General features: G+C 70.6%; 20 protein-coding genes. 8 read left to right on the top strand and 12 right to left on the bottom strand.

All coding sequences use genetic code 11. The annotated features are described in order from the left end of the window. Window positions 1-73 precede the first annotated feature (73 nt). Entirely contained in the window at window positions 74-1,816 is a 1,743-nt protein-coding gene (locus tag ABZV77_RS01960; RefSeq protein WP_356249249.1) for a pyruvate dehydrogenase, read from the top strand. 215 nt (window positions 1,817-2,031) lie between these two features. Here the strand turns inward: ABZV77_RS01960 and ABZV77_RS01955 are convergent, their stop codons facing one another. Further along, window positions 2,032-5,076 (bottom strand): glycoside hydrolase family 38 C-terminal domain-containing protein, encoded by a 3,045-nt coding sequence (locus ABZV77_RS01955; protein ID WP_356249247.1) that lies wholly within the window; start codon window positions 5,074-5,076, stop codon window positions 2,032-2,034. Between the two features lie 177 nt (window positions 5,077-5,253). Between ABZV77_RS01955 and ABZV77_RS01950 the strand changes: the two genes are divergently transcribed. Continuing rightward, window positions 5,254-5,739 carry an ATP-binding protein gene (locus ABZV77_RS01950; protein WP_356250138.1) on the top strand — a complete coding sequence of 162 codons (486 nt, stop codon included), beginning with the start codon at window positions 5,254-5,256 and terminating at the stop codon, window positions 5,737-5,739. A 30-nt stretch (window positions 5,740-5,769) separates the two neighbouring features. Here the strand turns inward: ABZV77_RS01950 and ABZV77_RS01945 are convergent, their stop codons facing one another. Next, window positions 5,770-6,846, bottom strand: coding sequence for a DUF2637 domain-containing protein (locus ABZV77_RS01945; protein WP_356249245.1), 1,077 nt, complete (start codon window positions 6,844-6,846; stop codon window positions 5,770-5,772). Window positions 6,847-7,068: 222 nt separating this feature from the next. Further along, the gene (locus tag ABZV77_RS01940; protein ID WP_356249243.1) at window positions 7,069-7,950 is read right to left on the bottom strand and encodes a (2Fe-2S)-binding protein; all 882 of its coding nucleotides are present in this window, start codon (window positions 7,948-7,950) and stop codon (window positions 7,069-7,071) included. Window positions 7,951-8,166: 216 nt separating this feature from the next. Here ABZV77_RS01940 and ABZV77_RS01935 point away from each other — a divergent pair, with 216 nt between their 5' ends. Next, complete coding sequence (locus tag ABZV77_RS01935) at window positions 8,167-8,820, top strand: GntR family transcriptional regulator (RefSeq protein WP_356250137.1); 654 nt, start codon at window positions 8,167-8,169, stop codon at window positions 8,818-8,820. A 38-nt stretch (window positions 8,821-8,858) separates the two neighbouring features. On the opposite strand, the gene ABZV77_RS01930 is transcribed toward ABZV77_RS01935, so the two are convergent. Further along, on the bottom strand, window positions 8,859-9,620 hold the full coding sequence (locus ABZV77_RS01930; RefSeq protein WP_356249241.1) for a hypothetical protein: 762 nt from the start codon (window positions 9,618-9,620) through the stop codon (window positions 8,859-8,861). A gap of 186 nt (window positions 9,621-9,806) precedes the next feature. Then, window positions 9,807-11,483: a PucR family transcriptional regulator ligand-binding domain-containing protein gene (locus tag ABZV77_RS01925; RefSeq protein WP_356249239.1), complete on the bottom strand. Its 1,677-nt coding sequence runs from the start codon at window positions 11,481-11,483 to the stop codon at window positions 9,807-9,809. A gap of 338 nt (window positions 11,484-11,821) precedes the next feature. Between ABZV77_RS01925 and ABZV77_RS01920 the strand changes: the two genes are divergently transcribed. From ABZV77_RS01920 to ABZV77_RS01900, 5 genes are all read left to right on the top strand, one after another. Further along, window positions 11,822-12,712, top strand: coding sequence for an FAD binding domain-containing protein (locus ABZV77_RS01920; RefSeq protein ID WP_356249237.1), 891 nt, complete (start codon window positions 11,822-11,824; stop codon window positions 12,710-12,712). Further along, the gene (locus ABZV77_RS01915; protein WP_356249235.1) at window positions 12,712-13,305 is read left to right on the top strand and encodes a (2Fe-2S)-binding protein; all 594 of its coding nucleotides are present in this window, start codon (window positions 12,712-12,714) and stop codon (window positions 13,303-13,305) included. Before ABZV77_RS01920 ends, ABZV77_RS01915 begins: the two co-directional genes overlap by 1 nt. Before the next feature lie 2 nt (window positions 13,306-13,307). Further along, on the top strand, window positions 13,308-15,698 hold the full coding sequence (gene pucD / locus ABZV77_RS01910; RefSeq protein ID WP_356249233.1) for a xanthine dehydrogenase subunit D: 2,391 nt from the start codon (window positions 13,308-13,310) through the stop codon (window positions 15,696-15,698). A 232-nt stretch (window positions 15,699-15,930) separates the two neighbouring features. Continuing rightward, window positions 15,931-17,388, top strand: a complete 1,458-nt coding sequence (locus ABZV77_RS01905; RefSeq protein WP_356249231.1) for an NCS2 family permease — start codon at window positions 15,931-15,933, stop codon at window positions 17,386-17,388. A gap of 44 nt (window positions 17,389-17,432) precedes the next feature. Further along, window positions 17,433-18,620, top strand: coding sequence for an XdhC/CoxI family protein (locus ABZV77_RS01900; protein WP_356249229.1), 1,188 nt, complete (start codon window positions 17,433-17,435; stop codon window positions 18,618-18,620). Window positions 18,621-18,652: 32 nt separating this feature from the next. Here ABZV77_RS01900 and ABZV77_RS01895 read toward each other — a convergent pair whose 3' ends face one another. The 7 genes from ABZV77_RS01895 to ABZV77_RS01865 form a co-directional block, all read right to left on the bottom strand. Beyond that, window positions 18,653-19,105: an SRPBCC family protein gene (locus ABZV77_RS01895; RefSeq protein ID WP_356249228.1), complete on the bottom strand. Its 453-nt coding sequence runs from the start codon at window positions 19,103-19,105 to the stop codon at window positions 18,653-18,655. A gap of 55 nt (window positions 19,106-19,160) precedes the next feature. After that, the gene (locus ABZV77_RS01890) at window positions 19,161-19,970 is read right to left on the bottom strand and encodes a polysaccharide deacetylase family protein (RefSeq protein WP_356249226.1); all 810 of its coding nucleotides are present in this window, start codon (window positions 19,968-19,970) and stop codon (window positions 19,161-19,163) included. Window positions 19,971-20,046: 76 nt separating this feature from the next. Beyond that, the gene (locus ABZV77_RS01885) at window positions 20,047-20,598 is read right to left on the bottom strand and encodes a hypothetical protein (protein ID WP_356249224.1); all 552 of its coding nucleotides are present in this window, start codon (window positions 20,596-20,598) and stop codon (window positions 20,047-20,049) included. Between the two features lie 39 nt (window positions 20,599-20,637). Further along, on the bottom strand, window positions 20,638-21,063 hold the full coding sequence (locus ABZV77_RS01880) for a hypothetical protein (protein ID WP_356249222.1): 426 nt from the start codon (window positions 21,061-21,063) through the stop codon (window positions 20,638-20,640). A 25-nt stretch (window positions 21,064-21,088) separates the two neighbouring features. Continuing rightward, complete coding sequence (locus tag ABZV77_RS01875; RefSeq protein WP_356249220.1) at window positions 21,089-21,901, bottom strand: hypothetical protein; 813 nt, start codon at window positions 21,899-21,901, stop codon at window positions 21,089-21,091. A gap of 49 nt (window positions 21,902-21,950) precedes the next feature. Continuing rightward, window positions 21,951-22,514 (bottom strand): hypothetical protein, encoded by a 564-nt coding sequence (locus ABZV77_RS01870; RefSeq protein ID WP_356249218.1) that lies wholly within the window; start codon window positions 22,512-22,514, stop codon window positions 21,951-21,953. Between the two features lie 27 nt (window positions 22,515-22,541). Further along, a complete protein-coding gene (locus ABZV77_RS01865) occupies window positions 22,542-24,116 on the bottom strand; it encodes a hypothetical protein (RefSeq protein ID WP_356249214.1) in 1,575 nt (524 codons plus the stop codon). Window positions 24,117-24,124: the final 8 nt, after the last annotated feature.

Here is a 24,124-nt window from a genome sequence, read left to right as displayed (position 1 = left end):
GACGAGTGAAGTCCTGGTCCACGGGTCACCCGGGGTGAACCACGGTTCACCAGCGTCGAGAGGTGCGTACAGCATGGCCAAGCAGAACGTCGCCGAGCAGTTCGTCGACATCCTCGTCCGCGCGGGCGTCAAGCGCCTGTACGGAGTCGTCGGCGACAGCCTCAACCCGGTCGTGGACGCCATCCGCCGCACCAAGGAGATCGACTGGATCCAGGTGCGGCACGAGGAGACCGCCGCCTTCGCGGCCGGTGCCGAGGCCCAGATCACCGGGAACCTCGCCGCCTGCGCGGGCTCCTGCGGCCCCGGCAACCTCCACCTGATCAACGGCCTCTACGACGCGCACCGCTCCATGGCCCCGGTGCTCGCGCTCGCCGCGCAGATCCCGTCGAGCGAGATCGGGCTCGGGTACTTCCAGGAGACCCACCCGGACCAGCTGTTCCGCGAGTGCAGTCACTACAGCGAGATGATCTCGACGCCGAAGCAGATGCCGCGACTGCTGCAGACCGCCATTCAGCACGCCGTCGGCCGGAGCGGCGTCAGCGTCGTGTCGCTGCCCGGCGACGTGGCGGCCGAGCCCGCTCCGGAGAAGGCCGCGGAGACCGCGCTGGTCACCTCCCGCCCCTCCGTGCGCCCCGGCGACGCGGAGCTCGAGCAGCTCGCCGAGATGATCGACGAGGCGGACAGGGTCACCCTGTTCTGCGGCAGCGGCACGGCGGGCGCGCACGCCGAGGTGATGGAGTTCGCCGAGAAGATCAAATCTCCGGTGGGCCACGCCCTGCGCGGCAAGGAGTGGATCCAGTACGACAACCCGTACGACGTGGGCATGAGCGGCCTGCTGGGGTACGGCGCCGCCTACGAGGCCACGCACGAGTGCGACCTGCTGATCCTGCTCGGCACCGACTTCCCGTACAACGCCTTCCTGCCGGACGACGTGAAGATCGCCCAGGTCGACGTCCGCCCGGAGAACCTCGGCCGTCGCTCGAAGCTGGACCTCGCCGTCTGGGGCGATGTGCGCGAGACCCTGCGCTGTCTGACCCCGCGCATCTCGCCGAAGTCGAACCGCAAGTTCCTCGACAAGATGCTCAAGAAGCACGCCGATGCGCTCGAAGGCGTGGTGAAGGCGTACACGCGCAAGGTCGAGAAGCACGTCCCGATCCACCCCGAGTACGTCGCGTCGGTCCTCGACGACCTCGCCGCCGACGACGCGGTGTTCACCGTGGACACCGGGATGTGCAACGTCTGGGCGGCCCGCTACCTCACCCCGAACGGCAAGCGGCGCATCATCGGCTCCTTCAGCCACGGCTCGATGGCGAACGCCCTGCCGCAGGCGATCGGCGCCCAGTTCGTCGACCGGAAGCGGCAGGTCGTCTCGATGTCGGGCGACGGCGGCTTCTCGATGCTGATGGGTGACTTCCTCTCCCTCGTCCAGCATGATCTGCCGGTGAAGGTCGTCCTGTTCAACAACTCCTCGCTGGGCATGGTGGAGCTGGAGATGCTCGTGGCCGGGCTGCCGTCCTACGGCACGGCGAACCACAACCCGGACTTCGCCGCCGTCGCCCGTGCCGCGGGGGCGTACGGCGTGCGGGTGGAGAAGCCCAAGCAGCTCGCGAGCGCCCTCAAGGACGCCTTCGCGCACAAGGGCCCCGCCCTCGTCGACATCGTGACCGACCCGAACGCCCTCTCCATCCCGCCGAAGATCAGCTCGGACATGGTGACCGGCTTCGCCCTCTCCGCCAGCAAGATCGTGCTGGACGGCGGGGTGGGCCGGATGCTGCAGATGGCCCGCTCGAACCTGCGGAACGTGCCGAGGCCGTGAACCCTTTCGGACCCCGGCCCCGGCACGCCGGGCGGTCTCAGAGCCTGTCTTTGAACCCCCGCCTGCGCCCCGACGCCCGGCACGCACGCTCGGCGCACGGCGGCCCAGGACAGGTGGGGGGGGCACCAGTCACGGGCCGCCGCACACCGATCGCACGCACCGACCGCCGCTGCGCCCGCGCTCCGCGCGAACGACGGGGGTTCAAAGACAGGCTCTCAGGCGGGCCGCAGCCGCACCGTGACGATCTGGAACGGCCGCAGCGCGAGGGTCAGTCCTGCCTCGCCCGTCTCCGCCTCGTGCAGCGGACGTTCCAGCAGGTCCGTCACCTCGGCCCGGGCCACGGGGAAGGACGTGCGGAGCGTGGCCGCGGCCCGCCCGCCGCGCGACTCGTAGAGCCGTACGACGACGTCACCGCTGCGGTCGTCGGCGAGCTTCACCGACTCGACGGTGACCGCCGGATGGTCGACGGCCACCAGCGACGGCAGGACGGGGGAGTCCGCCACCCGCAGCGGCAGATTGAGCGCGAGCCCCTCCGCCACCGCGTCGCCGGTGCCCGCGCCGGGCAGCAGCGCGTAGGTGAACCGGTGCGTGCCCTGGTCCGTCTCGGGGTCCGGGCTGTGCGGGGCCCGCAGCAGCGTCAGCCGGACGGTGGTGCCGAGCGCGCCGCCGTGCTCCGCGCGCGTCACGTCGTGGCCGTACGTCGCGTCGTTGAGCAGCGCGACGCCGTACCCCTCCTCGGCCACCCGCAGCCAGCGGTGCGCACAGATCTCATAACGCGCCGCGTCCCAGCCCGTGTTGGCGTGCGTGGGGCGGTGCACATGGCCGAACTGGATCTCGGCCGCGGACCGTTCGGCATGCACGTCCAGGGGGAACGCGGCCTTGAGGACCTTCTCCGACTCCCGCCAGTCGACGTCCGTGACGACGTCCAGACGCCTGCTGCCCGCCGCGAGCCGGATCTCCTGCGTGATCCGCGACTCCCCGAAGCCCCGCACCACCCGCACCGCGACCCGCAGCGGCCCGTCCTCGACGAGCTCGACGGACTCGGCGTCCGTGAGGTCGGTGTGCCTGCGCCGGTAGTGCTTGTCGAGGTCCCAGGCGTCGTAGTGCGTGGGGTGGTCGGGGTGCAGCTGGAGGAGGTTGCCGGGGGCGGCGAGCACCTCGCGGCCCTCGTCCAGGTCCCGCACGGAGGCGAGCAGCCCGGCGGTGTCCACGGTGACGCTCAGGTGCTCGTTGGTGAGGATGATCGTGTCGCCGGTGGTGTGCGCGACCGCACCGGCCCCGGGGTCCCGGGCCGCGTCCAGGCTCTGTGTGCCGAGCGCGGGCACGTCCACGCGCACCAGCGTGCCGTCCCCCGGGTCGACGACCTCGCTGCGGGCGTACGGCGAGGCGTTCAGCGCCGCGGGGCCGCCCGCGCCCAGGGAGCGCACGGCCGACGCCGTGATCTCGTCCAGCTCGGCCAGGACGCGCTCGTAGGTGTCGCGCGCCTCGCGGTGCACCCAGGCGATCGACGAGCCCGGCAGGATGTCGTGGAACTGGTGCAGCAGCACGGTCTTCCACAGCCGGTCGAGCGTGTCGTACGGATAGACGTACGCGGGATCGCGCACCGCGGCGGCCGTGCACCACAACTCGGCCTCGCGCAGCGCGTGTTCACTGCGCCGGTTGCCGCGCTTGGTGGCGGCCTGCGTGGTGTACGTGGCGCGGTGCAGCTCCAGATACAGCTCGCCGGACCAGACGGGGGCCTGCGCGCCGTACTCCTCCTCGGCCGCCGCGAAGAACGCCGAGGGCTTCTCGATCTCGACGCGCGGCGAGCCCTCCAGGGAGCGCAGCCGCCGCGCCCGCTCCATCATCTCGCGGGTGGGCCCGCCCCCGCCGTCGCCCCAGCCGAACGGCACCAGCGAGCGGGATGCGCGCCCCTTGTCGGCGAAGTTCCGCTCGGCATGGGCCAGTTCGGCGCCGTGGAACTGTGAGTTGTAGGTGTCCACGGGCGGGAAGTGGGTGAAGACGCGGGTGCCGTCGATGCCCTCCCACCAGAAGGTGTGGTGCGGCATCTTGTTGGACTGGTTCCAGCTCAGCTTCTGCGTGAGGAACCAGCGGATGCCCGCGAGCTTCGCCAACTGCGGGAACGCGGCGGTGTATCCGAAGGAGTCCGGCAGCCAGATCTCCTCCGTCTCGACGCCGAACTCCTCGCGGAAGAACCGCATGCCGTGCGTGATCTGCCGCGCGAGCGCCTCGCCGCCCGGCATGTTGGCGTCCGACTCGACCCACATCGAGCCGACCGGAGCCCAGTTGCCGTCCGCCACCGCCTTCTTGATGCGCTCCCAGATGTGCGGCTGGTGCTCCTTGACCCAGGCGTACTGCTGGGCCTGCGAACAGGCGAAGACCAGCTCCGGATACTCACCGGCCAGCGCCGTCACATTGGCAAAGGTGCGCGAAGCCTTGCGCACCGTCTCCCGCAGGGGCCACAGCCACGCCGAGTCGATATGCGCGTGCCCGGCTGCCGATACGCGGTGGGCGCTCGCGTGGGCGGGCCTCGCCAGCACGTCGGCGAGTTCCGCGCGGGCCGCGGCGGCCGTGCCCGGCACATCGTGCAGATCGAGGGCGTCGAGCATGTCCTCCAGGGCGCGCAGAATCTCGTGCCGACGCGGACGGTCGGCGTCCAGTTCCTGCATCAGCTCGGAGAGGACCTCGATATCGATGATCAACTGCCATACGTCCTCGTCCAGTACGGCGAGGTCGGCAGACGCGAATGGGTAGATCGGGGTATTGCCTGCGGTCAGTATGTCGCCGAGGGGGGTCGGCACGAAGTCGTGCAGAACGGCGGGATTGGCCGCCGCCTCCAGAAGTAGGTGCACCGTTTCGCCGCCCTGGGCAGGGGAGGCCACGGGAATATGCCGATTGCGCGGGTGAATGCCCTTGAGCGGGACGCCCGCCGCGTCATGGACGAGCCCCTCCGCCTGGAAGCCGGGTCCGTCCCCGGTGAACCCGGGATCGATCACGACCTCGACCCGGCGCCCCCGCCATGCGTCGGGCACCTGCCCTTGAATCCGGAACCAACTGGTCGACCAGGGACTTCCCCACTCCGTGCCGGTCTCGAAGGGCTCGTACTCCGCTTCGAGCGCGGCCTCGACGGGCACCGGCTCGCCCGGCGCATGCCAGACGGAGAGGGTCAGCGGCGTGCGCCGCGCGTACTGGGCGGGACGGATGAACTGGCGCAGGGCGCGCTCCAGGCGGCCCTCCACCAGCAGTCTGTCGTCGTGCACTCGTGCTCCTCGGGACGCTCGACGGTGGGGTCCTCCGCTTCACTTCCCCCCAACTCCCGGATGCACCCTCCACCAGTGGTTGATGATTCGACAAGCGTGCCTCGACCGGCCCGGGGCATGCATCCCGAGAAGCTGTTCGAGCAGGGGGGCAGAGACATCGCTTTGTGGGCGGGGGTCATGACGAGGCAGTCACAAGGGGGCGGTCCCGGTAGCGTCGGGGCCTCTTCGCCGAAGGTACGGAATGAGAGAACCGGTGAAGCGCGGGGCGAGCCCGACCGGGGTCAGCTCACGCGGCGGCTGGGGAGATCGGATCTGCGTGCGGTGTCCGAGGTCAGGAAGGCTCTGAGGGAGCTTCTGAGGCACTGGGGCAAACCGGGAAGATCCGACGTGGCCGAACTCCTCACCAGCGAGCTGGTCACGAACGCACTGGTGCACACCGATCACGACGCGGTCGTCACGGCGACCGTGGGCCCGCGCGGTCTGCGTGTAGAGGTGCGCGACTTCGTGGGGCGCCGCCCCGAGCCGCGGGTACCGAACGCCGACGACGGTACGAGCGGCAGGGGCCTGATCCTGGTGCAGTCCCTCGCCGACTCGTGGGGCGTGCGGGCGCACGGAGTGGGGAAGGCGGTGTGGTTCGAACTGGACGACGGCGGCGCGGCCTGAGCCTGCCGCCGCCGCCCGGTCCTGGCGCGATCAGCCGAACTGCTGCTCCAGGTCCTTCAGTTTCTGCTCCAGCGAGTCGAGCCGGGGCAGGGCCTGCGTGTCGTCCTCGGCCGTCAGGTCGACGGTGACGGGGGTGGCGGGCGTCGTGCCGTCAGGGCCGTTCTTGACGGCCTGGAGGGAGGGACGGGAGCGTACCGGCAGCTCTTCCTGCGTCGCTATTGCAGGGTCCGCGCCGACCTGCGCGGACCCGGCGGCCGGTGCGACGGCCTGCATCTCCACCTGACGGCCGCCGCCGCGGCCCTGCCAGTTCCGGTGGCCCCTGCTGAGGGCCTTGAGCCGCGCGCGATCCAGCTTCTCCTGGTCGCGCCTGCGCAGCCGGGTCTGCTCCTTCTCACGGCGGTCCTCCCGGACCTCCTCGACGGCCTCGTCCAGGGTGCGTACGCCTTCGAGGAGCATCAGCGACCAGGCGCCGAAGGTCTCACGGGGCGCGCGCAGCCACCGCACGATGCGGATCTGCGGCAGCGGTCGCGGCACCAGGCCCTGCTCGCGCAGTGCGGCCCGGCGGGTCTGCTTCAGCGCGCGGTCGAAGAGGACCGCCGCCGAGAGCGACATTCCCGAGAAGAACTGCGGAGCGCCCGCGTGGCCCATTCCCCGTGGCGCGTGGACCCAGTTGAACCAGGCGGCCGCGCCCGCGAACGTCCACACGAGGAGGCGCGAGCCGAGCGCCGCGTCACCGTGGCTGGCTTCCCGCACGGCGAGGACGGAACAGAACATCGCCGCGCCGTCGAGGCCGAACGGGACCAGATACTCCCAGCCGCCGGTGAGGCTGAGGTTCTGTCGGCCGAAGCCGACCAGGCCGTGGAAGGAGAGCGCCGCGGCGACGGCCGCGCAGCAGAACAGCAGCACGTAGGAGGCGGTTCCGTAGATGGCTTCCTTGCGTCTGCGGCGTTCCTCGCTGCGCTCCCACGAGTCGTCGCTCTCGCTTCCCTTGGCTGCTTTCGCGTGGCCTCGCTTGCCGCGTGTGACCACCGCAACCGCCACCAGCAGGCCCAGGAGCAGGACACCACCCGGAAGCAGCCAGTCCAGCGATATGTCGGTCAGTCTCATCTGGGGGTCCCTTGCATCGCGGTAGGGCGTATCGGGCGCCATATTGACTCAACCCCGATGGCCCTCAAGGGGTTTCGGGGCAAGAGGCCGCCAAGGGAGTGCAAGGGAGCACGCACGGCGTACTTTTGCTCGAACTCGCGGAGCAGCGCCGGGTGTTGAGTTCGATTAAACGTGCGCGAAAGGGTGGTTCGGACGAATGGGGGGTCCGGACGGCAGGGTGAATCAGGCGGAAGCGGTGGCCGCGGCGTCGGCGCTGTCGGCGCTCAGTCGCGCGATGCGCTCCGCGTCGCAGGTGCGCGGGCAGGTGACGCAGGTGTCGTCGGGGCGCAGCGTGTAGAACATGCAGCAGCTCGCCCGGTCGCGGGTCGGCAGCGTCTCGCCGTTCGGACCCGTCAGCTCCCGGAAGCCCGCCGTGCCGACGTACGGCTTGGTGGCGCCGGGCAGCAGCCGCTCCAGCTCCGTCATCGCCCGCTGTTCCTCGCCGAGGAGGTGCGCGACGTACCAGAGGCCCTCGACGATCTCGTCGGTGGCGACGCTCCACAGGGCGCGCGAGCGGCGCCGCATCCGCGGGCCGAAGCCGTCCAGGAGCGGGCCGAGGTGTTCGGCGACCGCGGCCCGCACCTCCGCGCGCAGCGCCTCCTCGTCCGGCACGACGTGCGCGCCGGGCAGGGCCGCGGCCGGGTCGTCCGGCAGACAGGAGAAACCGGCGGTGCGTACGGCCATCCGGCCGAGCGTGCGCTGGAAGGAGACGTTGGCGACCGGGAAGCGGGGGACGCGGCGGTGCAGGAACCAGGGGACCGTGATGAGCAGGGTGGCGGGCCAGGCATAGCGGTGCAGACCGAAGCTCGCCACCACGTCCGGGCGGGGCCGGACGTCGTAGTCCTTGAGGACCTGTGCGTTGTCCCAGGCCAGGAATGCGTCGAGGTCGGCCCCGCCCTCCGCGAGCCGGGCGGCGGTGACCCAGCCGCCGCCCTGTGGGGCCTGTTCCTCGTGACCGAGTTCGGCGATGCGCAGTCCGGAGTACACCTCGCCCAGGCGGGCGTAGGAGTCCGCTACGGCACTGGGGGCGCCCTGGGCGGGTGCGGCCAAGGTGGGGACGGACATGCGGGGGACCACCGAATCGCGATCGATAGCAGGTTAGCCTTACCTTACCCGACGTGATCGAGGTTTCAACTCCGGTCGTGTCCGCCTATGGTGCCTCTCGTACCTTTCACAGCAATCAATAGCGATCAACAGTGATCAGGAGCGGGGCGGGCGCACGTCGTGGAGCAGACCGGAGCACGCGAGGGGGCTGCCCCCGCAGGGACGCCGCGCGTCCGGGTGCCCGCGCAGGCGGGGACGCGGCAGGCGGTCCGGCGCAGCTCCGTGCGCGGCCAGATACTGGCCGCGCTGCGGGCCGCCCTCGTCGGCGGCGAGCTCGCGCCCGGCGAGGTGTATTCGGCGCCCGCCCTCGGCGAGCGCTTCGGCGTCTCCGCGACGCCCGTCCGTGAGGCGATGCAGCAGCTGGCCACCGAGGGCGCCGTAGAGGTCGTCCCCAACCGCGGCTTCCGGGTCGTGGAGCGCGGCACGCGGGAGCTGGCCGAGCTGGCCGAGGTGCGGGCGCTGATAGAGGTGCCGGTGATGCTGCGGCTCGCCCGCACGGTGCCCGCGGCCCGCTGGGCCGAGCTGCGGCCGCTGGCCGAGGCGAGCGCGACGGCGGCGGCGGGCGGCGACCTCGCGCGCTACGCCGAGTCGGACCGCGCCTTCCACGGCGCCGTGCTCGCCCTCTCCGGCAACCAGCAGCTGGTGCAGGTCGCGGACGACCTGCACCGCCGGTCGCAGTGGCCCCTGGCGAGCGGCCCCGTCGCGGGACGCCGGGCCGACCTGGTGGCGGACGCGGCCGAGCACATGGCCCTCCTGGACGCCCTGGCCGCTCAGGACCTGCCCGTGGTGGCCTCGCTGGTCCAGGAACACTTCACGGGCGCCTCGGGCTGAGAGCCTGCCTGGGCGCCCGTGCGGTGCTGCGGGCGGCGTCAGACCGCGGGGGCCGGTGGCTGCAGGTGCTGGGCCAGCCAGGACGGTACGCCGCCCAGGAGGCGGAAGAGGCGGGTGGCCTCGGCGCGCAGGCGGGTGGCCTCCGGTTCCGGCTCCGCATCCGCAAGGGCGGCCAGCGCGGGAGCCGTGCCGACCAGATAGCCGAGCTCCTCTCGGATGCGCAGGGACTCCGTGAAACCGTGCCGCGCCTCCGCCAACTCCCCGTCGCGCAGGGCGAGTCCGGCGAGATGGCGCCAGGTGAAGGAGAGCAGCAGCGGGTCGGAGTGCGCGGTGGCGCCCGCGTGCGCCCTGCGGTACGCCGCCTTCGCGGACTGCGGCGAGTCCGCGATGTGCTCCGCGATCAGCCCGCGGCGGAAGTCGAGCAGGGGCCGCCCCGGGGCGTTCGGGGCGAGCAGCGCGGCCGCCCTGCCGAGCGCCGTACGCGCTTCGTCGGCCCGGTCGCGTACGTTCAAGACGGTGGAGGCGTACGCCAGTTGACCCCGCTCGCAGGCCGCGGCGCCCCGGTCGTCGTCGTCCTCGGCGAGCGCCTCCGCGGTCCGCAGGCCGTCCTCCGCCTCGCCCCAGCCGTCACCGGTGAACAGGCACCGCTCGACGAGGAGCGCCGTCCTCTGGAGTGCTGCCGCGGCCCCGGCACGCGAGGCCAGCAGCGCCGCAGCGTCGGTCCAGCAGCCGCGCGAGCGCAGCCGCCATACCGCGGTCTGGAGTGGATCGTGCTCTGCAGTCGTTCCGGTACCAGACATGGCGGTATGCGCCACGTTGCCCTCCCCGAGCACACCATTGAGCTGTTGAGTCGTGGGCGAATCTCAGCATGGATCGCGGCACCGGGCCAAGAGGCTGGGTGAAAGATTTCACAAAGGGTGGGCCGGGAAACGGGTCGGGCCCGGCCGGCGGTTCGTCGCCGCAGACCGGGCCCGTACCGGATGACCTCAGCTCATGCGCAGCGCGAGGAAGAAATCGAGCTTGTCCTCGAGGCGCGAGAGATCACGACCCGTCAACTGCTCGATACGGCCCACCCGGTAGCGCAGCGTGTTGACGTGGAGGTGCAGCCGCGCCGCACAGCGCGTCCACGAGCCGTCGCAGTCGAGGAACGCCTCCAGGGTCGTGATGAGCTCCGCGCGGTGGCGCTGGTCGTACTCGCGCAGCGGGTCCAGGAGCCGCGCCGTGAACGCCCGGCGCACATCGTCCGGCACGAAGGGCAGCAGCAGGACGTGCGAGGCCAGCTCCTGGTGCCCGGCCGCGCAGACCCGGCCGGGGCGCGCCGCGGCGACCCGGCGGGCGTGCCGTGCCTCCTCCAGGGCGCCGCGCAGCCCCTCCGCCGAGTGCACGGACGCGCTGACGCCCAGCGTGAGGCGGCCGTCGCCGTCCAGGCCCGCCGCCAGCGGGTCGCGGACGGACGCGAGGAGCGAGTCCGCGAGCAGGCCCGTCTCGGGACCCTCGTGCTCGCCGGGGACCGCGGGCAGCGGCACCAGGGCGATCGCCTCGTCGCCGGTGTGTGCGACCGCGATCCGGTCGGACGGCTCGGGGCCCGACGCCGTCGGGTCGACGAGGATCTCCTCCAGGAGCGACTGGGCGACGGGACCGCCGTCGATCTCCCCGCCCTCCCACTCCACGCGGGCCACCACGACCTGCCAGTGCGGAGCCGTGCCGAGGCCGGGCAGCAGCACCGGGGCGGCGACGCGCAGCCTGGCCGCGATCTCCGCGGGGGCCGCGCCCGTCTGGACCAGTTCGAGGACCTCCTGGGCCAGCCTGCGGCGCACCGTGCGGGCCGCGTCGCGCCGGTCGCGCTCCACCGCGATCAGCTGGGTGACGCCCTGGAGCAGGTCGAGCCGCTCCTCGGGCCAGTCGCCCGCGTCGGCCTCCACCGCGAGCACCCAGTCGGAGAGCACCGACTCGCGCACGTCGCGCGAGGCGCCGGCCGCTCCCCGCCCACTGGTCCGAATGGGGAACAGCGAGTACGTGACCGAGTCCACCGTCACCCGGTGCGGGCCGCGCCGCCCCGTCCTGACGGCCGCCAGATGCTCCCCGGCGAGCCGCGCGCACAGCGGCGCGGGCAGGGCGATGCCGGCCGCGCTCGACCCGGCGATCACGCGCCCCGCGGGCGAGAGCACCCAGGCCCGCAGGTCCAGGTCGGTGCCGAGCAGGTCGAGGACGACGTCGGGGCCGCCGCCCGCGGGGCCCGAGGTCATCAGGCGGCGGTGCCGGTCGACGACGGCCGCCAGGTCCCCGGCGCGCTCGCCGGACACCTGGCGCACGACGTGCTCGGTGATCGTCGCGAAGGCCACGGACTCGTTGACCGCGAAGAGCGGCAGGCGGTGCCGGGCGCAGGCAGCCACGATGTCGTCGGGAATGGCGCCCAGCTCGGCCTCGCCCGCGGCCAGGGCGGCGACGCCCGCGCTCGCGAGGATCCGCACGAAGGGCTCCGTGTCCGAGGCGTCGCGGCGCCAGGCGAGGCCGGTGAGGACCAGCTCGCCGCCCGCCAGGTACCTGCTGGGGTCCCGCAGGTCCGTGGTCATCACACCGCGCACGGTGCGGTCCAGCTCGTCCTCGCCGCCGAGCAGCCGCAGGCCCAGCGCGTCGGTTTCCAGGAGTGCGCGCAGCCGCATGGTGTCGTCGCCGCCGATCTGTCTCGAATGGTGTGTACAAACATGTGCGCTCTGTAGCGCCGGGGCCCTGTGCCGCCGTGGGTTCGGGGTTTCCGGGGGGAACCCGCGAGGTTACTGGGGCCCGTTCTTCATACGAATCTACAAGACGCGCGCCTTGGCCAGCCAACTCCTTCATGGTTTCGGTGACTGACCCCATCGGACGAGCGAGCGGTGTACTTGGCCCACTCCGCGTTAACAGCACATGAACGAGCAGTCGAGGGACCAACGGCCCGAGTGGCCGGAACGGAATGCTCCCGTCCCTCGAAGCGAACGACCCTCGATACGAAGAAGAGAGCCTCATGGACTTCCTTCGCCCCGCCAGCTGGGAGGAGGCGCTCGCCGCCAAGGCCGAGCACCCCACGGCTGTGCCGATTGCGGGTGGCACCGACGTGATGGTCGAGATCAACTTCGACCACCGTCGTCCCGAGTACCTGCTTGACCTCAACCGCATCAGTGAGCTGAGCGAGTGGGAGGTGGGCGAGGAGACCGTCCGGCTCGGTGCCTCCGTCCCGTACACCAAGATCATGGAGGAGCTCCGCACGGAGCTGCCCGGTCTGGCGCTCGCCTCGCACACGGTCGCCTCCCCGCAGATCCGCAACCGCGGCGGCGTCGGCGGCAATCTGGGCACGGCATCTCCGGCGGGCGACGCCCACCCGGCGCTGCTCGCCGCCGACTGCGAGGTCGAGGTGGAGTCCGTGCGGGGCTCGCGCCTGATCCCGATCGACGAGTTCTACACCGGCGTGAAGCGCAACGCCCTCGCCGCGGACGAGCTGATCAAGTCCGTCCACATCAAGAAGGCGGACGGACCGCAGCAGTACTCGAAGGTCGGCACCCGCAACGCGATGGTCATCGCCGTGTGCGCCTTCGGCATCGCGCTGCACCCCGAGACCCGGACCGTGCGGACCGGCATCGGATCCGCGGCGCCCACCCCCATTCGGGCGAAGGCGGCCGAGGAGTTCCTGAACGCGGCGCTCGAAGAGGGCGGCTTCTGGGACAGCAGGAAGATCATCACCCCCTCGATCGCCAAGCAGTTCGCGGAGCTCGCCTCCGGAGCGGCCAACCCGATCGACGACGTACGCGGCACGGCGAACTACCGCCGCCACGCCGTCGGCATCATGGCCCGCCGCACGCTCGGCTGGACCTGGGAGTCGTACCGCGGCGAGGGCCGCAGCACTGAGGGAGTCGCATAATGCGCGTGAACTTCACGGTCAACGGCCGTCAGCAGGAAGCGGACGACGTCTGGGAGGGCGAGTCCCTCCTCTACGTCCTGCGTGAGCGCATGGGGCTTCCCGGTTCCAAGAACGCCTGTGAGCAGGGCGAGTGCGGTTCCTGCACCGTCCGGCTCGACGGCGTACCGGTGTGTTCGTGTCTGGTCGCCGCCGGTCAGGTCCAGGACCGGGAGGTCGTCACCGTCGAGGGCCTGGCGGACTACGCCAAGCACCGCGACGAGGCCCACCCGGGCGGCGCCTGCGGCTCCGTCTGCGGCGGCACCACCCTCCAGGAAGCCCGCCAGTGGCAGGCGAAGGGGACGGACAGCCAGACCGGCGAGGGCGGCGAACTCTCCTCGATCCAGCAGGCGTTCATCGACGCCGGTGCCGTCCAGTGCGGCTTCTGCACCCCGGGTCTGCTCGTCGCGGCCGACGAGCTCCTGGAGCGCAACGCGTCCCCGTCGGACGCCGACATCCGCGAGGCGCTCTCCGGCAACCTCTGCCGCTGCACGGGTTACGAGAAGATCCTCGACGCGGTACGCCTGGCGGCCGCCCGTCAGGAAGAGACGGTCTGATCATGGCTGGAACCAAGACCACCACGGGCGCGCCCACCGACGTCACCCAGAAGCACAACAAGGGCGGCATCGGCGAGTCCACGCTCCGCCCGGACGGCACCCTCAAGGTCACCGGCGAGTTCGCCTACTCCTCGGACATGTGGCACGAGGACATGCTCTGGGGCCAGACGCTCCGCAGCACCGTGGCGCACGCCGAGATCGTGTCGATCGACACCGTCGAGGCCCTGAAGACGCCCGGCGTCTACGCCGTCCTGACGTACGACGACCTGCCGGCCGGGATGAAGAACTACGGCCTGGAGATCCAGGACACCCCGGTCCTGGCCCACGGCAAGGTCCGCCACCACGGTGAGCCGGTCGCCCTCGTGGCCGCCGACCACCCGGAGACCGCCCGCCGTGCCGCCGCGAAGATCGTGGTCGAGTACAAGGAACTGCCCGTCATCACCGACGAGGCATCGGCGACCGCTCCCGACGCCGTCCTCGTGCACGAGGGCCGCACCGACGAGTACATCGAGCACGTCCCGCACCCGAACATCGTGCACAATCAGCCGATCATCCGGGGCAACGCCGAAGAGGCCGCCAAGAAGGCCGACTTCATCGTCAAGGGCGAGTACACCTTCGGCATGCAGGACCAGGCCTTCCTCGGCCCCGAGTCCGGCCTCGCCGTACCGGCGGAGGACGGCGGCGTCGACCTGTACGTCGCCACCCAGTGGCTGCACTCGGACCTCGAACAGATCGCCCCGGTCCTCGGCCTGCCCGAGGACAAGGTGCGCATGACGCTCTCCGGCGTCGGCGGCGCGTTCGGCGGCCGCGAAGACATCTCGATGCAGATCCACGCCTGCCTCCTCGCGCTGCGCACCGGCAAGCCGGTCAAGATCGTCTACAACCGCTTCGAGTCCTTCTTCGGCCATGTGCACCGCCACCCGGCGAAGCTCTACTACGAGCACGGCGCCACCAAGGACGGCAAGCTCACGCACATGAAGTGCAAGATCGTCCTGGACGGTGGCGCCTACGCGTCGGCCTCCCCGGCGGTCGTGGGCAACGCCTCGTCCCTCTCGGTCGGTCCGTATGTGATCGAGGACGTCGACATCGAGGCGATCGCCCTCTACTCGAACAACCCCCCGTGCGGCGCGATGCGCGGCTTCGGCGCCGTCCAGGCCTGCTTCGCCTACGAGGCCCAGATGGACAAGCTCGCCGACAAGGTGGGCATGGACCGGGTCGAGTTCCGCCAGCTCAACGCCATGTCGCAGGGCACGCTCCTGCCGACCGGGCAGCCGGTCGACTCGCCCGCCCCGGTCGCCGAGATCCTGCGCCGCGTCAAGGCCCGCCCGCTGCCGCCCGAGCGCCAGTGGGAGTCCAGCGAGGGCGCGGACGTCCGCGCCCTGCCCGGCGGACTCTCCAACACCACGCACGGCGAAGGCGTCGTCCGCGGCGTCGGCTACGCGGTCGGCATCAAGAACGTCGGCTTCTCCGAGGGCTTCGACGACTACTCCACCGCCAAGGTGCGCATGGAGGTCATCAACGGCGAGCCGGTCGCGACCGTGCACACCGCGATGGCGGAGGTCGGCCAGGGCGGCATCACCGTCCACGCGCAGATCGCCCGCACCGAGCTCGGCGTCCAGCAGGTCACCATCCACCCCGCCGACACCCAGGTGGGCAGCGCCGGTTCGACGTCCGCGTCCCGTCAGACGTACGTCACCGGTGGCGCGGTCAAGAACTCCTGCGAGCTCGTCCGCGAGAAGGTCCTGGAGATCGGCCGCCGCAAGTTCGGCTCGTACCACCCCGCGTGGGCCACCGCCGAACTCCTCCTGGAGGGCGGCAAGGTCGTCACCGACGGTGGCGAGGCCCTCGCGGACCTGGCCGAGCTGCTCGAGGGCGAGACCGTCGAGATCGAGGCCGAGTGGCGCCACCGCCCGACCGTGGCCTTCGACAAGAAGACCGGTCAGGGCAACGGCCACGTCCAGTACTCGTTCGCCGCGCACCGCGCGGTCGTCGAGGTGGACACCGAGCTCGGCCTGGTCAAGGTCATCGAGCTGGCCACCGCCCAGGACGTCGGCAAGGCGCTCAACCCGCTCTCCGTGGTCGGCCAGATCCAGGGTGGTACCACCCAGGGCCTGGGCGTCGCGGTGATGGAGGAGATCATCGTCGACCCGAAGACCGCGAAGGTGCGCAACCCCTCCTTCACGGACTACCTCATCCCGACCATCCTCGACACGCCGACCATCCCGGTCGACGTGCTCGAACTGGCCGACCCCAACGCGCCCTACGGCCTTCGCGGCATGGGCGAGGCTCCGACCCTGTCGTCCACCCCTGCCGTCCTCGCGGCGATCAGGAACGCGACGGGCCTCGAGCTCAACAAGACGCCGGTGCGTCCCGAACACCTCACCGGTACGTGATCCCTCACTGAGGGACCGATCCCCCCGCTCGGGGATCCGCAAGGTTCTCCGAGCGGTGTGTGCCTGCCAGGAACGTCACACTTCCGCCGACCACACCGCTCGGAGCTCAACTCCCGTCTCCTTCGAGGGAGATGTCGTTCGTCTCGGGCCGTCCCCCGGGTCGTGCAGCCAATGCACCATCCCAAATCCCGCGACTCCGCGGGTGCCCCTGTGAACCTTGGGAGTAGGCACCATGACCCAGTCATCAGTGGAGCCCAAGACCACCGCGGAGGACGCGGGCCCCGGCTCGCGCGTCCCGGCCGGCAGGTCTTGGCTCGATCGGTACTTCCACATATCCCGGCGGGGATCGACGGTCGCGCGTGAGGTGCGCGGCGGCATCACCACCTTCATGGCGATGGCGTACATCGTCCTGCTCAACCCCCTGATCCTGTCCGGCAAGGACGCGGCGGGGGACACCATGGGCCAGAAGGCCCTGATCACCGCGACGGCACTCGCCGCGGCGGTCACCACGCTCCTGATGGGCTTCGTCGGCAAGGTGCCGCTAGCCCTGGCCGCCGGACTCTCCGTGTCCGGTGTGATCTCCTCGCAGGTCGCGCCCGAGATGACCTGGCCGCAGGCCATGGGCATGTGCGTGATGTACGGCGTGGTGATCATGCTCCTGGTGGTCACCGGGCTGCGTGAGATGATCATGAATGCGATCCCGCTCGCCCTCAAGCACGGCATCACCATGGGCATCGGTCTCTTCATCGCGATCATCGGCCTGGTCAAGGGCGGCTTCGTGCACCCCGGCAAGGCCACCGTGCTCAGTCTCGGCCCCACCGGCGAACTCCAGGGCTGGCCCGTCCTGATCTTCGCCTGCACCCTGCTCCTGATCTTCATGCTGCAGGCGCGCAACACCCCCGGCGCGATCCTGATCGGCATCATCACGGGCACCGTCGTGGCCGTTGTCCTCAACGCCCTCGACGTGATCGACCCCAAGCAGTGGGCGAACGGCGCCCCCGAACTGCACGGCAGCGCGGTCTCGTCACCCGACTTCTCGCTCATCGGCGACGTCGAGTTCGGCGGCTGGGGCGAGGTCGGCGCGATGACGGTCGGCATGATCGTCTTCACGCTGGTGCTCGCCGGGTTCTTCGACGCGATGGCCACCATCATCGGCGTCGGCACCGAGGCCAACCTCGCCGACGAGAAGGGCCGCATGCCGGGCCTGTCCAAGGCGCTGTTCATCGACGGCGCGGGCGGCGCCATCGGCGGCGTGGCGGGCGGCTCCGGCCAGACCGTCTTCGTCGAGTCCGCCACCGGAGTCGGCGAGGGTGCCCGCACGGGTCTCGCCTCCGTCGTCACCGGCCTGTTCTTCGCGGGCTGCCTCTTCTTCACGCCGCTCACCGCGATCGTGCCGCAGGAGGTCGCATCGGCCGCGCTCGTCGTCATCGGAGCGATGATGATGATGAACGCCCGGCACGTCGACTGGGCCGACCGCGCCACCGCCATCCCGGTCTTCCTGACCGTGGTGCTCATGCCCTTCACGTACACCATCACCACCGGTGTCGCGGCGGGCGTCATCTCCTGGGTCGCCATCAAGATCGCCCAGGGCAAGGCGCGCGAGATCGGCGCCTTCATGTGGGGCCTGACGGTGATCTTCATCGTCTACTTCGCCCTCAACCCCATCGAAGGATGGCTGGGCGTCCACTGAGGCGCTGAGCCCTCCGCACACCCGTAGAGCCTGAGGAGGCCGAGATGCTGGACATCGCCGACGAGCTGAACCGGTGGGTCGAGCAGGGACGTGACTTCGCCGTCGCCACCGTGGTGGCGGTCGGCGGGAGCGCGCCCCGGCAACCCGGCGCCGCGCTCGCCGTCGACAGCGAGGGCACGGCGATCGGCTCGGTCTCCGGCGGATGTGTGGAGGGCGCTGTCTACGAACTGTGCCTGCAGTCCCTGGAGGACGGCGAGACCGTCCTCGAACGCTTCGGATACAGCGACGACGACGCCTTCGCCGTGGGCCTGACCTGCGGCGGCATCATCGACATCCTCGTGACCCCGGTCCGCGCGGACTCCGCGGCCAGGCCGGTGCTCGCCGCCGCCCTGGCCGCCGCATCCGCGGGGGACGCGGCAGCCGTCGCCCGGGTCACGTCCGGGCCCGCCGAACTCCTCGGCCGTGCCCTCCTCGTCCGTACGACAGACACGACAGACACGACAGACACGACAGACGCGGCAGGCGCGTACGAGGGCGGCCTCGGCGGACACCCCGAGCTGGACCGCACGGTGGCGGGGGAGGCCCGCGCCCTGCTCGACGCGGGGCGCACCGCGACGGTGGAGATCGGCGCGGACGGCTCGCGGTGCGGTCAGCCGCTCGTGGTCCTCGTCGAGTCCAGCGTCCCGCCGCCCCGCATGATCGTGTTCGGCGCGATCGACTTCGCTTCGGCGCTGGTCCGCATGGGCAAGTTCCTCGGCTACCACGTGACCGTGTGCGACGCCCGGCCCGTCTTCGCGACGCCCACCCGCTTCCCCGACGCCGACGAGATCGTCGTCGACTGGCCGCACCGCTACCTGGAGCGCACGGAGGTCGACGGCCGCACCGTGCTCTGCGTCCTCACCCACGACGCCAAGTTCGACGTGCCGCTGCTGCAGCTGGCACTGCGGCTGCCCGTCGCCTACGTCGGAGCGATGGGATCGCGCCGCACCCACGAGGACCGCAACGTACGCCTGCGCGACGTCGGCGTCACCGAGATCGAGCTGGCGCGCCTGCGCTCACCCATCGGCCTCGACCTCGGGGCCCGTACGCCCGAGGAGACCGCCCTGTCGATCGCCGCGGAGATCGTCGCCAACCGCCGCGGCGGCACCGGGATCTCCCTCACCGGCGCGCACACCCCCATCCACCACGACGGATCGCGCGAGCTCTCCGGGCGGATCGGTTCGGTCGCCTGAGAGCACGGCCGCCCGAGAGCTCCCCGACGGCTTCAGCGCGGTGCCGGTCCTGCCGCGATGAGCCGGTCCGCGGCCCGGCCGAACATCCGCCGGGCCACGGACGACAGCACCCCGTCGCACACCGCGGGCAGCCACCGCACGCGGAGGTCCTCACGCCACACCACCGCGGAGCCCCGGCCCGCGGTGGGATACACCTCGATCTCCGCCCAGCCCGTCACGAACGTCCCGCGCTTCTCAAGACGGAGCCGCCCCGGCGCGGTGCCGTCCGGCGGAGACCACTCGACGACCTCCATCACGTCGTCGAAGCCGACGGGCCCCAGCGCGCTGCGCGCGACGAAGACCGTGCCCACGTGGGTGGGCGGGGGAGTGCGGACGGTGATGCGGGTGAGCGGGGCGACGTCGCCGTGCCGCTCCCAGGTGGTCAGCCGGCGCCACGCCTCGTCGGCGGGCAGGGGGGTGTCTCGGGTGATCTGGAAGATGGCCACGCCTCTGAGCGTGCCAGACGCCGTTCCTTCTCCCGCGCAGATTCCCCGAGAGGTCCTAGCGGTAGACCTTGCCCGGCTCGGCCTTGCCCGGCGCGAGGAGCTGGGGAACCGTCACGAACACGTAGCCGCGCTTCTTCAGGCCGTCTATGACGCCGGGGACCGCGGGGACGGTGCCCTTGTAGATGTCGTGCAGCAGGATGATGCCGTCCCGCTCGGTCTGGTCGAGGACCCGCTTCGTTATCAGCTTGGAGTCATTGGTCGTGTAGTCCTTCGCGGTGACGGACCACAGGATCTCCGAGAGGCCGAGCTCCTTGGAGAGCTTGTTGATGTCGTCGTTGGTGCGGCCCTGCGGCGGGCGCATCAGCGTCGGCTTCTTGCCTATGAGCTTCTCTATCGCGTCGTTGGGGCGCTCCAGCTCGCTGCGCGCCTCCTTCGCGTCGATCTTCGTGAGGATCTTGTGCGACCAGGTGTGGCTGGCGACCTCGTGCCCCTCGGCGTCCATCTGCTTCACGAGCTCGGGGTACTTCTCTATGTGGTTCTTGCCGAGCGTGAAGAAGGTGGCGTGGACCTGCTTCTCCTTGAGGATCTTCAGCAGCCTGGGCGTGTTCTCGCTGGGGCCCGCGTCGAAGGTCAGCGCCACGCACTTGGCCTTGCGGCAGTCGACGGTGCCGAACTTCCCCTGGTCCGCGGCCTTCGCCGCCGCGCCGTCCTTGCGCACGGTGCTCGGCGAGGTGGTGTCGAGCTTGGTGCACCCGGTCAGCGCGAGGGCGAGAGCCGCCCCCGCCGCGAGGACGGGGGCGGTGCGACGGAACCTCTTGGCCGAGGACGTCGTCTTGGAGAAAGATGGCGTGTTCATGGGGGGCATGCGCCCACTATACACAGGGCGTATACACCTGATTCATACCGCCATCCGCTACCGGAAAGCCCAGGTCAGGACCGGTTCAGACCGGAATCACCCGGATCGAGGGGTGGATGCCCGTGTTCAGGTACAGCCGCTCCTTCTTGCCCTCCTGCTCCAGCTCCATCACGAGCCGGTACCGGTACAGACCGGGCTTGGCGGTGCTCATCACCGTGCCCGCCCAGTAGTAGTAGACGGGGGTGTACTTGTCCCGCATGCGGTCGGGCATCCCGTAGATCTTCAGCTCGTTGAAGATCCGCCGCTCCGCCACGTCCTCCTCGTCACCCAGCTCGGTGTCGAGGAAGACGACGTTGTTGATCTTCGGCATGGGCGGCCAGGTGCCGTCGAGGCGCTTCTCCATGTCGATCGGGCGCACGATCCAGTTGATGACCTGGCCCTGCTTGCACACCGTCTCCAGGGACGACGTGCCCTGCCCCTTGCCGCCGATGCTGTTGTCCATCATGTACATCGAGTCGCTCAGCGAACCCGTCGACGTCGCCCGCTCCATGTTGATGAGCGTCACGATGTTGAGCTGGACCGAGTTCAGCTGACCGGGGTTCTGCTTCTCCACGCCGCTGCGCGCAGTAGTGCTCACCGTGCCTCCTTCGCGTACACCGTCATGACTGCCCGGTCCCTAGCCGACGAGGGACGACGACAGGGTGGTGGTGATCGGTTCGTCCCTCGTGCCGAGCTTGAACTTGATCTGGTACGTGATCGGACCGGCGTCCTTCTTCACCGTCCCGGTCCAGTACGCGACGTCGGTGCCGGGGTACACCTTCCGCTCCGGCTCGCAGATCTCGCTGTCGATGATGATGTCGTCGATCGCGACGAACGCCTCGCACTCCAGCGCGAGACAGTTCCACAGGATCTGGTCCCCGCGCCGGGCCTTCGTCTGCAGCTCCTCGGTGCCGAACCCCGTGGACCCGCCGGACTTGTTCGTGTCGTACATGTACAGGTGGCCGTTGAGGTTGCCGGCCGCGAGCGCGCCGACGGCGTCGACGACGGCGGTGATGGAGATCGGCCGCTTCACGGCGGCTTCCCGCCTCGGTTTGGTGGTCATGCGGTCCTCCTCTTCCGGTGGTGGCTCAGGCGTCGCGGCCGGGGCGCGGGCCAGGGGGGATGGGCAGCGGGCCGATGCCCGCCTTGGTGAAGGCGTTGCGCCGCGGCTCCGAGGTGATCTTCAGGGCCGACGCGCACGTCAGGTTCACCGGGTCCCACCGGAGTTCGCCGTTCGTCTGCACCAGCTTGTGCAGCTGGATGCGCATCATGTACGAGTACGTCCCGGGGCGGGACGTGTCGACCGTCGCCGACCAGTACCAGCCGTCGGTCACCATGTCCGGCGAGCCGTACTCCGCCGGATACATGATCTTCGAGTCCACGGCCTCGCCGTAGACGTCGGTGATCACCGGCGCCGGGTAGCTCGCCGCGGCCGTCGCGTCGTCGGTGACGACCTGCCCCATGACGTCGACGATCTTCTGTCCGGACATCCGGCCCCGGGTGCGCCGCGTCGTCTTGACCCGGGTGCCCACGCTCCGCCGGATGCGGTTGAGCTCGGCCGCGGCGTCGGCGCTCGGCACCGTCGACTTGGCCGCCAGCTCCTGCAGTTCGGCGAGGGCCTCCTCGTCGGTCTGCCGGGCCCGCTCGACCTCGTAGCCGCGCGGCACGGTCGGCGGGATGGAACCCAGGCTGTACGGCAGCCAGTTGAGGACCTGCTCGCTGGCCTGGGAGCCGTCCCGCCAGTACGAGCCGTTGATCGCGGTCACCAGCTCGCTGGTCCCCTGGTTGTCGGAGCCGTGCAGCTTCATGTTGTCGAACAGGTAGGTGTTGCCTTCTAGCGTGCTGGACGCCAGCGCGTTGCCGACGTCCACGAGCACGATGATCGCCAACTGTTGGGGCATGATTCCGCCTTCGTCGTCGTTCCCGGCTTTGCCGTCGTCGTGCCGGCCGCTACTGACACATCAACGCGGGTGAATCGATGGACATGACGCTGTTGGAGCCCTCGTACATCTGGAGCTCGAGCCGGTACTGGTACGGCACGCCCGGCGTCATCCAGTGCGGCACCACCCCGGTCCACACGTCGAGGTCGAGCTTGTCGCCCTCCTCCTCCTTGCCATGTGCCGACTGGCTGTAGCCCGACTGGCCTGACTGGCCCGACTGGCCCTGTGCTGCCTGCCCTTGAGGCGCCTGGCCCTGAGCCTGCTGGCCCTGGGCCCCGGCGCCCACGGCCCCGGGCGGGGTCATGGCGGGCCCCGACGCGGCCGCGCCGTTGTGCCCGCCCGCCGGTGCGAACGAGATGCTCTTGATCTCGACCGGCGTCTGCAGGTCCAGGGCGAGCGCGGTCCAGGACACGACCTGGCCGGGCTTGACGACGGTGACGAGGTCCGCCGTGCCCTGATGGGTGCTGTCGAAGGCCCCGTCGTCCACCATGCAGAGGTTGCCGTCGAGCAGTGACTTGACCGACAGCGCTCCGATGACGTCCACGACGGCGATGATGTTCACCTGCGTTTTCATACCGCTCCTGTTCATTCCATTCCCTGCCTAGCCGCGGTCCCGGACCAGCGGGACCTTTCCGACGGCGGTCCGCTCGATCTCCGCGGACAGCCTGGGCACGAACTTGAGCTGGAGGGTGTAACCGGTCTTCTCGATCGACGCGGCGTTCGCCTCGCCGTGGTTGAACAGCGAGAGGGCGCGCGGCAGCGCGTTCACGAACACCTGCTGGAGCCCGTAGGGGCCGAGCACGGTGTCGGCGCGGTAGGTGAGGCCCAGCACGTCGTCGACCGCCGCGTACAGGGTGATCGTCCTGCCCTCGCGGTGGTTGACGAACTGGATGTCGTGCGCCACCGCGTCCAGGTCCACCACCTCGGCGGCCTTCAGCTCCTCGCGCAGCGCCGCATAGGCCCGCGCCCCCGAGTACTGGCTGTCGTTGAGATGCAGTACGTCCCCGGTGCGGCCCGCGAACTCGAACTGCCGGGTCTTCAGCCCGGGACCGTCCGTGCGCGGCCGGTGGATCATCCGGTCGCCCAGCTTCAGCCGCAGCAGCGGCGTCTCGTGCGCGTGCAGCCGCGTGACGACGAGCTCGCCCTCCTCGCCCTCGGGCACCTGGCGGCCGTCCTCGTCGACGATCTCGATGAAGTGCAGGCCCGGCACCGAGGAGAGGTAAGGGGACGCCGCATCGAGCTGCAGGCCGATCGTCTCCGCCTGGGTGGCGGCGAAGTAGCTGAGGATCGACAGGTTCGGGTACAGCGCCTGGAGCTCCACCCGCTTGCGCTGCGGCAGTACGCCGCTGCCGTACAGGGCGACGCGGAAGCTGTCGCGGTACTCCTGGCGCATGCCCGCACCGAGCTCGGCGAGGATCGCGATGCCCGCCGAGATCCCCATCAGGGCCTTCGGGCCCTTGTAGGAGAACATGTGCTCGAGCACCGGGGCCGTGACGGGGCCCGCGCCGACGTAATTGACGCCCGGCACGTGCTGCAGCACACCGCCGACCATGGTGCCGCTGCTCCACATCTGGTAGTCGGCCAGGGTGGTGAAGAGCCACTTGGGGTCGCTGCCCGCCAGATGCCGGGCGAGTTGGTAGGCCCCCATGAAGCGGCCCGCGATCTCATAGGTGTCCTTCAACTCCCGCAGGGAGTAGACGACTTCGAGCGGTCTGCCGCCGCTGGTGCCGCCGCTCGCGACGATCTCGAACTCGCCGCGGGTCAGGGGCACCACCATGCCCGGCCGCGAGTCCATGAAGAAGTCGCGCTGGACGTCCTTGTCCGACAGCGGGATGCGCTGCCACTCCTCGTACGTCGCGGGAGCGCGTCCGATACCGGCGCCGCGCAGCCGCTCGCGCCACAGCGGGTTGAGCAGCGCGGTGTTCACCATCTGCTGGAGGCGGCGCAGCACGACCGCGTCCTGGATCTCGTGCGGGATCTCGCTGTACAGCGTCTGGCAGACCCGCTCGCACTCGCGCATCTTGCTCGCGAACGAGGGGAGCACGGTGACGGCTTCGACGGACTCCGGCTGCAGCTCCCAGTCGGGGATGAGCCAGTTGGCCAGTTCGCGGGCGCCGCCGGGAGCAGGCGCGGGCAGTGGAACATGAGGTGCCTGTGGAGCGTGCGATGTACTCAACATCCGTC

It is taken from the genome of Streptomyces sp. NPDC004732 (genome assembly GCF_040609235.1).
Lineage (GTDB): Bacteria > Actinomycetota > Actinomycetes > Streptomycetales > Streptomycetaceae > Streptomyces.
Note: the sequence above shows the minus strand (reverse complement) of the source record. Positions and strands in the feature narration are given on the sequence as shown.